11 protein-coding genes are annotated in these 13,572 nt (G+C 53.3%); all 11 read right to left on the bottom strand.

The features are described from left to right. Nucleotides 1-73: 73 nt before the first annotated feature. Nucleotides 74-2,716 carry a TonB-dependent receptor gene (locus EYC87_RS06280; RefSeq protein ID WP_279252138.1) on the bottom strand — a complete coding sequence of 881 codons (2,643 nt, stop codon included), beginning with the start codon at nucleotides 2,714-2,716 and terminating at the stop codon, nucleotides 74-76. Nucleotides 2,717-2,953: 237 nt separating this feature from the next. After that, entirely contained in the window at nucleotides 2,954-4,984 is a 2,031-nt protein-coding gene (locus EYC87_RS06275) for an ASKHA domain-containing protein (protein ID WP_279252137.1), read from the bottom strand. 36 nt (nucleotides 4,985-5,020) lie between these two features. Beyond that, nucleotides 5,021-5,926 (bottom strand): dihydropteroate synthase, encoded by a 906-nt coding sequence (locus tag EYC87_RS06270; RefSeq protein WP_279252136.1) that lies wholly within the window; start codon nucleotides 5,924-5,926, stop codon nucleotides 5,021-5,023. A gap of 47 nt (nucleotides 5,927-5,973) precedes the next feature. Then, entirely contained in the window at nucleotides 5,974-7,008 is a 1,035-nt protein-coding gene (locus EYC87_RS06265) for a methylenetetrahydrofolate reductase (protein WP_279252135.1), read from the bottom strand. 5 nt (nucleotides 7,009-7,013) lie between these two features. Beyond that, on the bottom strand, nucleotides 7,014-7,475 hold the full coding sequence (locus tag EYC87_RS06260; protein WP_279252134.1) for a methylenetetrahydrofolate reductase C-terminal domain-containing protein: 462 nt from the start codon (nucleotides 7,473-7,475) through the stop codon (nucleotides 7,014-7,016). 2 nt (nucleotides 7,476-7,477) lie between these two features. Then, nucleotides 7,478-7,780: a virulence factor gene (locus tag EYC87_RS06255; protein WP_279252133.1), complete on the bottom strand. Its 303-nt coding sequence runs from the start codon at nucleotides 7,778-7,780 to the stop codon at nucleotides 7,478-7,480. 12 nt (nucleotides 7,781-7,792) lie between these two features. After that, nucleotides 7,793-8,455 carry a DUF1638 domain-containing protein gene (locus EYC87_RS06250; RefSeq protein WP_279252132.1) on the bottom strand — a complete coding sequence of 221 codons (663 nt, stop codon included), beginning with the start codon at nucleotides 8,453-8,455 and terminating at the stop codon, nucleotides 7,793-7,795. Next, the gene (locus tag EYC87_RS06245; RefSeq protein WP_279252131.1) at nucleotides 8,448-9,179 is read right to left on the bottom strand and encodes a corrinoid protein; all 732 of its coding nucleotides are present in this window, start codon (nucleotides 9,177-9,179) and stop codon (nucleotides 8,448-8,450) included. The genes EYC87_RS06250 and EYC87_RS06245 overlap by 8 nt, the downstream gene beginning before the upstream one ends. Nucleotides 9,180-9,209: 30 nt before the next feature. Then, nucleotides 9,210-10,751, bottom strand: coding sequence for a trimethylamine methyltransferase family protein (locus tag EYC87_RS06240; protein WP_279252130.1), 1,542 nt, complete (start codon nucleotides 10,749-10,751; stop codon nucleotides 9,210-9,212). 217 nt (nucleotides 10,752-10,968) lie between these two features. Beyond that, a complete protein-coding gene (locus EYC87_RS06235; protein WP_279252129.1) occupies nucleotides 10,969-12,165 on the bottom strand; it encodes a DUF1214 domain-containing protein in 1,197 nt (398 codons plus the stop codon). Continuing rightward, nucleotides 12,162-13,571, bottom strand: coding sequence for a sulfatase family protein (locus tag EYC87_RS06230; RefSeq protein WP_279252128.1), 1,410 nt, complete (start codon nucleotides 13,569-13,571; stop codon nucleotides 12,162-12,164). The genes EYC87_RS06235 and EYC87_RS06230 overlap by 4 nt, the downstream gene beginning before the upstream one ends. Between the last annotated feature and the right edge of the window lies 1 nt (nucleotide 13,572).

Genomic DNA, 13,572 nt, shown 5'->3' with positions numbered 1-13,572 from the left:
AACTATCCTGTCGCCTGAATGAAAAACGCCCCGGGATCGGGGCGTTTATTGTTACACAAGCCGACTCGAATAGTCAGAACTCATAAGAGAATCGAATACCGCCGTTCGTTGGCCGAGCGTAAGCAAACCGGCTGCGATCGTTGACGTAGTTGGCGCCCAGCGCCGCTTCCTCATTCGTCAGGTTATCGATAAACAGTTCTGCCATCCAGGGACCACTGGTAACGCCGCCACTAATGCCAACCATCAGCCAGGAATCAAGTTCATCCCGGTTCATCTGAATGATGTCGCTGTAAGACGTATCTGAGTAGCTGAGATAAGGCATCACGTGAGCCCAGATATCATTACCCGCCTCCCACACATATCGACCTGACAGCGTAGCCTGGAATTCTGGCGCATACGCCAGCTCAGAGCCTTTGATAACATCACCTGTAGGAACCAGTACCTTGGTAATTTCGGTATCCAGAATCGAGAATGCACCGCTGATGGTCAATCGCTCTGTTGCGAGCCAGCTCACGTCACCTTCTATACCCTTAACCTCTGCATCGGCCGCGTTGTCCGAGAAGAAGAGGTTGACGATACTAGTATCGAAAATAGTCGTCTGTAAGCCTTCAATTTCAATCATGAAGGCCGCTCCATTGAAGCGTAAATGACCGTCTAACAGGTCAAGCTTCCAGCCAACTTCATAGTTAGTGACATCATCACTTTGCACGTCGAAGGGCACGGTATAGCCGGTTGCCGCCTGATATGCACCACCAGGGCGGTTAAGCAGCCCAGGACGATAGCCCTCAGACCAAGTGACGTACCACAGCTGATTGTCACTGGGTGTCCAGGCAAAGCTCACTTTACCAATGACACCGTCATCCTCGCCCTTGTCAGGCGCGTTTATTGAGTTGACGATGCGATCGTAATTAGGATCGTCCGCAGCGGGTAAATTGTCGTTACTGTAAACGGGTTTGTCCCCGTGAAGAGTACTGCAAGCGCCTGGGTTACCTATCCAGGTAAATTGGCCGTCTCCATCATAAAGGTCGTTGATATCAGTACCGAAAGAATTGGAATCGGTGCCACTCATGCCGCAGAAAGAGGAGTTGGCGCTGCCTTCAAAATCAACCTCATAATCGTACCAACGCAAACCACCGGTAATCGCAAAATGGTCGCCCAAGTCCATCGTCAACTCACCAAAAACACCCAGCTGTTCGTCAGTACGCCGGATATCGTTGCGGAAAATGACGCCCTGCGGGAACGGTCCGGTATCTGATCGGTAGCCCGGAGAAGGAAATGTCTTATTGTCCACAAAGCCAAAGCCATCTCCGCTTCCTGCTCCCCAAGCGTCGACATACTCTGAATTATAATAAGTGAAGTCGTTGCGCTCGGTGAACTCCATGTCACTGTAGAAAACGCCGCCTGTTGCACGCAAGGGACCATCGCCATTGGTGGTAAAGCGTATCTCATGAGTCATTATCTCGCTGGTCGAGACAGAACCGACTGCGAGTGAAGGTGCATAACACGTGCCCGTCGGGACATTCCCGGGGGAGTAGGTGGTATAAGATACGTAATAGTCACAGACGTAATAGGGAATATACTGGCCGATATACAGGTAATCCGTGTAATCGATATTCTGCTCGCTTTCACGGTCGGTATAAGCACCGGTATAAATCAGGTCCAGGGCACCCATTCGCCCTTCTAAGGTCCAGTTAACGTTGTAGAAATCGTCTTTGATTTCTTCAGGTTGGAACCGCTGGATTTCAAAATCGCCCAGCTCCGGGTCTACATAAAAGGTACCGTCGCTCTCAATGGATTGATCCATATAACCAACACGCAAGCTCCAGTCTTCAGAAATATCCCAAAGACCGCTTAGACGGAATCCGGCGTAGGTAGTATCGTTGAAATCTTCCTCCACCAGCGTGCCATTATCCAGGGTGTTAAATTTGACGTTGCTCAGGTCGGCACCTGCCTGGAAGCCGCCACGGAAATCGGCAACCGGCACTCCATTACTGCGCACTGTGCCAGCTGGCCGGAACCGAGCGCTTTGCTCTGTAGAACGCGTACCATAAACGTTATCGATATAGCCGCCCATGTTATCCACATAGACCGTGCCACGAATAGCGAAGGAGTCACCCACTGGAAGGTTCAAAGTGGCATTGACGTTATTGCTCATCTCGCCGTCTTTGGTGTAAGAAACACCGGCCTTAACATTACCGGAAACACCGTCCATATTAGGTTTGTTAGTGATTAATCGTACGGTACCCGCCTGCGAACTGGCGCCAAACAGTGTTCCCTGGGGACCGGCGAGTACTTCAACCCGATTAATATCAGCCACGTACACATCGAGGTTCCTGCCTGGTTGCGACATGGGTTGCTCGTCGAGGTACATTGCCACGTTAGGCACCAAGCCCGCGACACCTGCAGTAGTCAGGTTGGGCGTGGTCGAGGCGACACCTCGAATGTAAATGGTGTTCTGGCCTGGGCCGGCACCACCTGCTGTCACTCCGGGCAACTGAGTAAGGTAATTAGCGAAGTTTGCTATGCCAAAATCATCCAATGAGTCTTCAGTGATTGCAGAAACAGCAACCGCGATGTCCTGTGTGCTCTCGGTGCGCTTGGTTGCGGTGACGATCACTTCTTCTAGTTGCGCCATGGCCAGACTCGACTGACCGGCAACCACCCCTGCTGTAACCACTGAAAATACAGCCCTGCTCAAGGTCTTCTTATGGAACATATGTCTTACCTCAGGTTTCTTTGAATTATTTATTGATAAAACCGTGGCTCACTGTTTTTGCAGTGACCTGATAGCAACAGCAACGCTGCTATCCTTAAACTCTTCTCTACTTTACCAGACTTCAATTAAAAGCCAATTAAAAGGACAAATGTATTAATATCTTTTATTTATCAATTAATGGCATTGATAATCTGCCAGCTCACTTCATTTTAACCGTAACATTCGCAGCCAGCCGGGTTAATCGGCCCCTGAACCGGCCTGGGAACGTCGGCGCCGGCGTCGGCTAGACCCGGCGTTTGGCTGTGCTTGTTTTTGTGCTGGTGGCGCCACTTCGGCATACAAATTAGGAAACGGATCGCTTTTGTGAGGAAAAGCCATAGCCTCAATAAAATACTGCTGAAATTTAGCCTCTACGGCGGTTTCAATCTTCTCGATATCGCCCACCACAGCCTCAATGACCCCCCTGGACTCTCTGTTGAGTAGCGCGATCCGCGCTCCTGTTCCGGCTGCATTGCCCGCCGACGAGACCTGATTCAATGCACAATCTGGAATAAGCCCTAGTACCATGGCATGTTTGACATCGATCTGGCTGCCAAAAGCACCCGCTAGCCGGATACGCTGTATAGATTGTGTTTCGATTTTGTCCATTAATAGCTTAATACCAGCGTAGAGGGCCGCCTTGGCCAATTGAATCTGCCGGATATCATTCTGGCTCACGCTGATTTCCGACTCTCCCTGATGCAATACGTAGGACCAGGTACGATCATTCTCTATGATGCGCGTGCTTCGGTTGCGCAAACTGCCGTCAACCACCCCGTCAGCACTAATGATTCCGGCAAGGAACATCTCCGCCACCACCTCGATGATGCCCGAGCCACAAATGCCGGTGATACCAATTTGCCCTGATTGCTCGGCAAATTCAGGGTCGTCGGACCAGAGTTCGCAGCCAATGACCTTGAACCTGGGTTCCAGCGTCTGTGCGTCAATTCGAACACGTTCAATGGCACCGGCAGCGGCGCGCTGTCCACAGCTGATCTGAGCACCTTCGAAAGCCGGCCCGGTAGGACTGGAACAGGCTAACAGCCGGTTACTGTTGCCCAATACGATCTCTGCATTAGTACCCACATCGACTAGCAAGGTCATCTCGTCTTGCAGTTGAGGTTCTTCCGAGAGGATGACCCCTGCGGTGTCTGCCCCCACGTGCCCGGCAATACAGGGCAACATGTACACCCGGCCACCAGGGTGCATGACCAGATCGAGATCACGAGCAAGGAGGTTCAGCGCAGCATCAGTGGCCAGCGCAAAAGGCGCCCCACCTAATTCGACTGGACTAATCCCTAACAAAAGATGGTGCATGATCGGATTTGCCACGATGGCAATTTCCAGCACGTCATCTGTACTGGCTGCGATATCTGAGCTGACCTGGGCAATGAGTTGATTGAGTGCCTGGCGAATGACCTGGGTCATCTCCTGCTCTTTGCCCGGATGCATCATCACATAGGAAACCCGACTCATCAGATCTTCACCGAATCGAATCTGCGGGTTCATCAGGCTGCCGCTGGCGAGAACCTCACCACTCACCAGGTCACATAAATGAGCAGCAACTGTCGTCGACCCCACATCGATTGCCACACCATAGGCCTGGTCATGAAAGCCCGGCCATAAGGCCATGATCTGCTCACCGCGATACACAGCTACAGTCACCGACCAGTTGCCCTTGCGCAGCAATGGCTGCAAGGTGGGCAGCAGTAGGGGGTCGCAACCCAGTCCGGTCAGTTGCCATTCCCGCTCAAGAGCTTCCAATAAACGTTCGAAATCGCCCCGGGGGTCGTGCATGTCCGCTTCCTCGACCTGCACATGATACATATGAATAGTGGGGTCCAGGCGAATATCCCGGTGCTCGGCATCCTTGCGGACAACCTGGCGGTGAACCTGGCTCTCGGGTGGCACGTCAATGACAACGTCCCCGAGCAGGCGAGTATGGCAACTCAGTCGCCTGGAATCCTGCAGTGGTTTTTTGCGTTCACCGTAGCGTTTCTCGACTTGGGTAAATGCCGACAAATGTTCTGCCTGGGAAACAATTTCGTGCTTTGGGAAAGAACCTTCAGTACAGGTCACCTGGCAGCGACCGCAGAGCCCGCGCCCGCCGCACACGGAGTCAATATCTACGCCGAGTAAGCGCGCCGCCTCCAAAAGTGGGGTGCCTACATCAAAGCTACCGCGACGACCCGATGGCGTAAATACCACCTTCACCTGTTCTGCTGTCAAAGGAACACCTTTGCTTTCGCTTTCATACCGGACGACTCAAGCCCTGCGTCGTCGGCGACCGCGACCACCACGCGCGCCCTGGTCCGCACCGTCTGCAGCAGGCTCGCGATAAGCCCGAATCCAGTTAGTACAATCCGGGTCATGCCCCATCATCACATCGGCACCACGCACAGCCTGCATGACTTCCGCATGCAAGGGGCTGGTAATCGCTGAGGTCATCCCTGCGGCAATGGCCATATTGAGGAAAGAGCTATTAATACCATTACGATTCGGCAAGCCAAAGCTCACATTAGACGCGCCGCAGGTCGTGTTCACCTTCAGCTCTTCTCTCAATCGCCGCAACAGATGCATCACCTGCTTGCCCGAGCCATTGATTGCCCCGATAGGCATTACCAGCGGATCCACCACAACATCACTGTAATGAATGCCATAGTCCGCAGCCCGTTCAATAATTTTTTTCGCCACTTCGAAACGCTCGTTGGGGTCTTCAGAGATACCCGTCTCATCGTTGGAAATGGCCACTACGGCGGCGCCGTATTTGGCCACCAGAGGCAGCACACGTTCAAGCACTTCGTCTTCGCCAGTAACAGAGTTGACCAGCGCCTTGCCCTGGTAAACTGCCAGTCCTGCCTCCAACGCCTCGACAATGGACGAGTCGATAGAAATGGGAGTGTCAGTGATCGACTGGACCAGCTGTATGGCCTCGGCCAAAATTGCGGGCTCATCCGCCAACGGTATTCCCGCGTTCACATCCAGCATATGGGCGCCCGCTTCGACCTGAGCCAGGGCATCGGCCTCTACTCGACTGTAATCCCCGACTTTCATCTCCTCGGCAAGAATTTTTCGTCCGGTAGGGTTGATACGTTCACCAATAATGACAAACGGCTCATCGAAACCGATTTTGACTTCCTTACTGGCTGAACTGATCACGGTTGTTGTCATACGTCTCTCCACTGCGTTGCCGGTGCCGAATCCGGATGCGACTTTGGTTATTTTTTTGAGTCTGCTATCTGCCCAACCTGGCCGAATGTATCCCGATAAATCCCGGGTTCCCAGGGGCGTCTGTCGCCAAGCACACCGGTTTTTTCGACGATTTCAGAGACCCGGTGTTCTTGCCGGTAGGCCATGATGTGCACGCCGGCAACACCCTCGATTTCACGTACCTGGTTAATCATGTCAATACACACATTAGTCCCTTCCTGAGCCTGATTCTCGGCGCCTTTCAAACGCTTGATCACAGCATCGGGGATATGAACCCCGGCTACATTGGAGCGAATCCACTCAGCAGATTTCGCCGAAGCCAATGGCCCAACACCGGGCAGGATGAACACTTTTTCATGGAGCCCCATATCCCTCACCCGGGACATATATTCTTTGAACATCTCAATATCGAAACAGTACTGGCCCTGAACAAACTGGGCACCAGCGGCCACCTTTTTAGCCAGTCGCAGCGGTCTGAAATCATAGGGCGGTGCAAAAGGGTTTATTGCGGCACCCAGAAATACCTGAGGAGGATAAGTCAGCTTTCTGCCGCTGAGGAACTGGGACTCATCGCGCATCCCGCGAAGCATTTCCAAAGAGGTCATACAATCCATATCAAAGACAGGCTTTGCCTCCGGATGATCGCCGGATTGCACCCCGTCGCCAGTCAAGCAAAGAATATTAGATACCCCCATAGCCGAGCCACCCAAAACATCGCCCTGTATTGCGATTCGGTTTTTGTCACGGCAGGAGACCTGCATCACGGTTGAGTAGCCACGGCGCGTCAACAATGCGCACATGCTGACGCTGGACATATGACAATGTGCGCCGGAGCCATCGGTAGCGTTGATTGCATCAACGTAACCATCAAACGCACTGGCCCGATCATAAACTTCCAATGGATCGGCGGAGTCAGGAGGAGCAATTTCAGTCGTAACGGCAAAAACGCCTGCGCGCAGCACGCGCTCCAATCGTCCCGGAGAAACGTGCCCGGGGAGAATCGGCAGGTTTTCTCCCGCCGCAGGCTCATCTTCAAATCGCATTATGCTTATCCAGCTCGCTGATCAATTGTTTGGCGCGCCTCGCGCAACCACGCTGAGCTACCCTGCAAACTTGCATCGACCGGGCCCTGAATAATTTGGATAGCCTGCTCTCCATCTGCCATGCGCTGACTGCCCTCCCACGCAGTTACCCAAATACAGGTCATATCGGGCTTTATTTCACAGCTACCATCCTCGCGAACACCGCCACAGGGACCATTGCGCAGTGTCTTGGGGCAGTTCATGGGACAGGTCATACCGGTAGAGCCCAACGTACACTGACCGCAAGACTTTGAATCAAACAGAAAGCCCTTCACGGGCTTTTCAATCACTGAAATCCAGCGCTCGGCGCGCGTATACCCTACTTTTACAAACACAGGATGCAGGGCAACTAAAGCTTTCTCCATTGCTGAATAAAGGGTATGAAGCAGACTGGAATGACGGGCCGACCACAGGCGCACACGGTACATCGTTATCTCACCCTGTAACCCACGTCAGCGATCATTTTCGACAGCACGTCATCGCTATAATCCGACTCTATGCTGTCAGCGACATTTTTGGCTATGTCTTCGAGACTACCCACACCGGCGTGCGGGGTGGATCGCCTGCACCAGTCCTCCATGTAAGCGTCGCTGTCGGCTTTGCCAGCGCGCATGGCAGCCTTGTCTATTGCCTTTTGAAAGCGCTCACTGAGCTCTACTGTCGCACGCTTACGGCGGTGCTTGATGATGACCTGGGCGGGCACATCGCGCCAACAAACAATCACTTTTTCCATCGTTAAATCCACTCACGCATATGCAATCACCTGGGACCGAAGGCCTTTTTCAAGGTCTCCGTAGCCACAGTGGCGGTGCTGGAACTCCAGACCCAGGCGTTCTGCCGCATCTCGCGCCGCCGCTAATATCAGCTCATCGCGGCGCTGGGAGAGGTAAACAACACGCTCGTAGTTGCCGAAATAGTCCTGGTGCAGCTCAGGGTATAAATCCAGCTTAAGGCCCCGAATAACCAGTCGCTCAAAGTGCTGTGCGAGAAAATCGGTGAGATAAAATGTGCCAGCGCACTCATCGGCCATCTGGTTAAACTGAGCCTCACCCGCATAAAAGGAGTAACAATGCGCGCCAGCGAGACGCTCTATGCCCTCTTCCTCCAACACCGCATCAATAGCACCACCGGTGCCGCAATCGGCATAAGCGACAAAGATGTTGTCGTATTGCGGCCTGTAGCGTTGAATCTGTTCGCGCAACTCTCCCGGTATCTGTCGCGGCCTGTTATGAAGACCCGCGTCCAGACACTGTATCTTGATGTGGCTCCAACCATTCATCGCTTTTAGCTGCTGAATTTCATGGGACAAGGCCCCACAGGCAATGACAAGAATCGGAGCTGGTGCATCCGTTGAGTCCACGGCTCTATCGGGTTGGGCCCGTTGATCTGTGGGGACTGTATCAGCCACCGGCAGCGGCCCTTCGCTCGGCGATCAGCCGCACTGCAGTAGTGGCCGCTTCCGCCGCATCTCGACAATAAGCATCAGCACCTACAGCCTTACCAAATTCCTCGTTGAGCGGCGCGCCCCCTACCAGGACAATGTACTTGTCACGCAGCCCCTGCTCTACCATGGCATCAATGACCACTTTCATATACGGCATGGTCGTGGTCAGTAACGCGGACATACCCAGAATATCGGGCTTGTGCCGCTCAAGCGCACTGAAGTACTCCTCGACCGAGTTGTTAATTCCTATATCGAATACGTCCAAACCAGCGCCTTCCATCATCATGGCAACCAGGTTCTTGCCGATGTCATGGATATCACCTTTCACCGTGCCGATGACCATCGTGCCGGCTGACTCAGCACCTGTTTCCGCCAACAGCGGTCGCAGTATCGCCATGCCACCCTTCATCGCATTAGCTGCGAGCAGTACTTCGGGAACAAACAAAATGCCGTCGCGGAAATCGATACCAACAATGGCCATACCCGCGACCAGTGCCTCTGACAACACTTTGTCCGCAGGCCAGCCGCGTGCAAGCAGTATTTCTGTGCCCTCTATGATTTCTTCTTTAAGACCGTCGTAGAGATCATCGTGCATCTGCTCAACAAGTTCATCATCGGCAAGCTCCGACAGGACAACATCTTCCTCGTCATCATCCCATTCATTCTGATCATTCACATCATCAGTCATCAACCCTACACCTCTGCCTAAGCCAGTTAACTAGTAGTCTTTATCGGGGAAAGCCGCTTTACGACGTGTCATGAAGTCCAGGAGTGCCTCATCAATCGCGGGATCGAGCTCCGGCGCCTGATAGTCATTAAGCGCTTTCTTCCACAGCACATTGGCACGTTGAGCACAGTCCAGCTCGCCTTCTGCCGACCATTGTTCAAAGCTGTTATTGTCGGCGACCGTTGAGCGGTAAAATGCATCCTCGAAGTTAGCCTGAGTGTGCGCTGAACCCAGGAAATGTGCGCCGGGTCCGACTTCGCGCAGAGCATCCATAGCCTGACCGTTTTCTGACATGTCCATGCCTTTGAGCAACACCTCGATCATACTGGCCTGATCGCAATCCATGACAAATTTCTCGTAGCCCATGGATAGGCCACCCTCCAGCCAACCGGCGGTATGCAGCATGAAATTGACACCGGCCAGCGCGGCCGTTTGCAGCGTATTGGCAGACTCATAGGCCGCCTGGGCATCAGCAGTCTTTGACGCGCACAGACCGCCGCCGCTGCGAAAAGGCACGCCCAATCGGCGTGCCAGGGCCGCCGCGGCATACAAAATGAGACTGGGTTCCGGCGTACCAAAGGTAGGCGCCCCGTTTTGCATGGAAACAGCGCTTGCAAAGGTACCGAAAATCACCGGCGCCCCGGGCTTCACCAGTTGGACAAAGGCCATGCCCGCCATTGCCTCGGCCAGTATTTGAGTGGCGGTGCCTGCGGTTGTAACCGGGGACATTGCGCCTGCAAGGATGAACGGCGATATCACAGTGGCCTGATTGTTACGAGCATAGACTTTGGCTGCACCCAACATCGTGGCGTCAAACGTGAGAGGAGAATTGGCGTTAATCAAGCTGGTGCAAACCGTGTTCTGCTGGATGAACTCCTCACCAAATACCACCTTTGCCATGTCCACAGTGTCCTGGGCGCGGTCGGGGTGGGTTACCGACCCCATAAAGGGCTTATCGCTGTATTTGATGTGACTGTAGACCATATCGAGATGGCGCTTGTTCACCGGAACATCTACCGGCTCACAGACCGTACCGCCGGAGTGATGCATACTGGGCGCCATATAGGCGAGCTTCACAAAATTCTGGAAGTCTTTGAGCGTGGCGTAACGCCGCCCTTCGTCCAAATCGCGCACGAAGGGTGAACCATAAGCAGGCACTAAAACCGTGCGCTTGCCGCCAATAATGACGTTACGAGCAGGGTTACGAGCATGCTGAACGAACTCGGAGGGAGCCGAAGCCTGAATGATTGAACGGCACATTCCACGAGGAAATCGAACTCGCTCGCCGTCTACATCCGCACCGGCATCCTTCAAAATCGAAAGCGCTTCCGGGTCATCGCGAAACTCGATACCAATTTCTTCCAGCACCGTATCAGCGTTATATTCGATGAGCTCAAGGCTTTCCTCGTTGAGCACATCAAAGTACGGGATATTTCGGTCGATGAATGCGGTAGTCTGCACCTGCGCCTGCTGTCGGGCAGCGCGTTTGGCGTCCCTACCTCGGGACTTTCTTCGTCCGGCTCGCTCGCTCATTGATTCGCTTCCATTTCGGGCGCCGGAGTGCCCGATCAATTACTGGTATCTGCGGGATATTGGAACAAATTACATAGCCGCGCATTCTAAGCTACGACACGGTAATGTTTATTTACGACAAGCCAAAAAACCTTCGATGTAGTGCGTGTTCGGTATCGAGCTTGCACGATACGCGATCCTAAGGCTTTCCCCGGTAGCGGCTTTTTTAGCTCCAATGTCAGCGAGCGTTCACCAGGTCGGCGAATTTTAGCAGCCTCAACTCCGGCTTCGAGCTCCCCTGCGACAACTGATAGCGAATCGCCAGCAAGCCCTCTCGATTGCCGGCAGCATCTAGCCAGTTGCCTGAGGATGGCTTTTGATGGGAAACAACCACTCTATAGCGGCCATTTTCTGTCGTGATTTGGTGATTATTCAAACCCACCTGCCTGTGCCTGTCATCAAAGGACTGCATCCAGCGATTTTGTAAGGAAACACTCCAGTAATCGACATCGGGCACCTCACCCTCTATTACCAACGCCTCGTCATCCTCAAGGTAAAACCAGCTGCCAAAATATTCGTTATCGAAGGTGGGATAGAACACGCCGCCAAACTCGGGACTGTACGACTTGGGTGGATCAATCCTGTTGGGTGCCGCCGACAGCATCTCACCCAGCGCAATTGCACCACTGAGTGTATCGTTGAAAAACGAGGTAGCCTTGCGCAAAGACATGGCGAGTTGCACGTCATTGGCTGGCCTGTATTGGGGCGCATCAAGATTGCGAATATTGAACGTGGCCTGCAACTTACCCTCCCTGTGGTGATAGTACTGACGCACCATTATCATGTGCGCATCGTCGTCCAGTTTAAGCCAGTTCTCGCCTGCATTCTCTGGCGGATTACTGGCGAGCAGAATAGTAAAATCCCCCTCTGCATCAAAAGACATAGCTTCGTTGGAGATATTGGCTGCTGCCCGGTTCCAGCCATTGAGCTGGCTGCCATAAATCATGAAACCCAGGTATTGGGCCTCGCCCCTATTGCCTGAAATTTCGTAACGATAGTCTGGAGACAGTTCTGCGGTGTGATAGATGGCATCCGGACTGTCACCTAAAAACTTGCGATAGCCATCCATCCAATCAGTAAATTCAGGCTGGGCAGCGCTGCCTTTGGCCAATTTCATCTCTAGTGAGGCTGATGCTAACTGTGCCAGATATTGCAAGCCATCTAATCTTTCTGCCTCGTCGGGGGCGGCTGCAAACACGCTCTCTCCGGCCGCCTCCAGGCTCGCAGTAAACTCTCGCCAGGCCTGGGCCGAGTCACTGTCTCCCGCCCACTGCGCTGGCGGTATGCTAATAACCTTTCGTGACTGAACACTACCTAGTAGATAGGCTCCTACCACGAGCACCAGCAGGATAAATCCAAACATTACATTCTTCACTGACGGAAGTACCTCCACGACAAACGGATCATTATAAGAACAAGCAGTAGCCCAATCACAGCGGCGCCCAGCAGTTGATAAAAATACGGCGGAAACCAACGCCAATTCGAGCTGAGCTCTCCGGGCATTGATTGCAGGCGAGCATGCAGCGCTTGATACGCGCCTGCGCCCCCCTCCCCCAAACGATCCAGATCCAGTGGATATTTTTCATGGGGATCAGACTGCATATCGAAAAAGTCGCCCTTATCATAAAGCTTCCAACGGCGATCAAAGGCGTAGCGTGCGGGCGCGGCTGTCGGCCAGAAGGGTTCGTAATGGATGAAGATGCTGTCTCGCTGCCGCACCTTTTGCCCAGTGAGTGTCGGGACCAGGCTCACGCCATCACCGGGATAATCAACAGGGAGGCCTGCCCTGGCCAGTTCAGCGAGCGTAGGCAGGACGTCATTCAAGTTAACCAGGCTATCGCTCTTCAGGCCAGCGACGAGTCTGCCAGGGCCCCAAGCGACAAAGGGTACCCGTGATCCGGTATCGATAGTTTTCCCTTTTGCACCACGCACGTTGACACCATGCTGACGGCTGACAATGTCACGTCCTGTGCCATTGTCGCCAATAAAGAGAATCACGGTTCGATTTGCCAGGCCCTCTGCTTCGACTCTGCTGCGCACCTTGCCCACCAACTTGTCCATGTAAGTCATCATCGCGGCAAACTTTTCCTGATCACTGGCCGCTTCATTGCGCATATCAGGTGTCGTTACCCAGGGGTCGTGTGCCAGCACCATGGGGTAGTAAATAAAGAAAGGCTCAGCTTTGTGCTGGCTAATGTAATTCAACACGTAGTCATTAAATACGTCAGGACCAAAGGTTGAGGAATCGTGCTGTATTACTAGCCCGTTGTGACTGAGCTCGGGTGCCCAGAATCGCGAGCCAGCTTCCTCATTAACCATCTGCCACAGGAGAAACTCATCAAAGCCTGCCGCCACCGGCAAGGAACCCTGAATATTTTCAAATCGATTGTTGTAAAGCTGCCATTTGCCTGCGACCACAGTGTTGTAACCAGCATCTTTGAGGAGGTGCGCAAACGTGATTTCCCCGGGATCCAGGTAACCGAAGTGCTTGTAGTTACGAAAGTTGTATTGCCCCGTCATGATTTTAACCCGCGAAGGCGTGCACAGCGGCTGTGCATGGGCGTACTCGAATCGCACGCCGTCTCGCGCAAGTTTATCAATATGCGGTGTTAAATATGATTCACCACCATAGGCGCTGATTGTTTCGGCACCCACATCGTCAGCGAGTATAAGAATAATATTAGGCCGAACTGCGTCACTGGCCCCTGCTAAAGTCGCGGTGAGCAGCCAGAGCAAGACTGCTGTTGCTGCGAAAAATCGACGCTGCGCGGGAATGTTCATG

This window comes from Candidatus Seongchinamella marina, from assembly GCF_026262685.1.
Classification (GTDB): Bacteria; Pseudomonadota; Gammaproteobacteria; order Pseudomonadales; family Halieaceae; genus Halioglobus; species Halioglobus marinus.
This window is presented reverse-complemented; position numbering and strand designations above follow the sequence as displayed.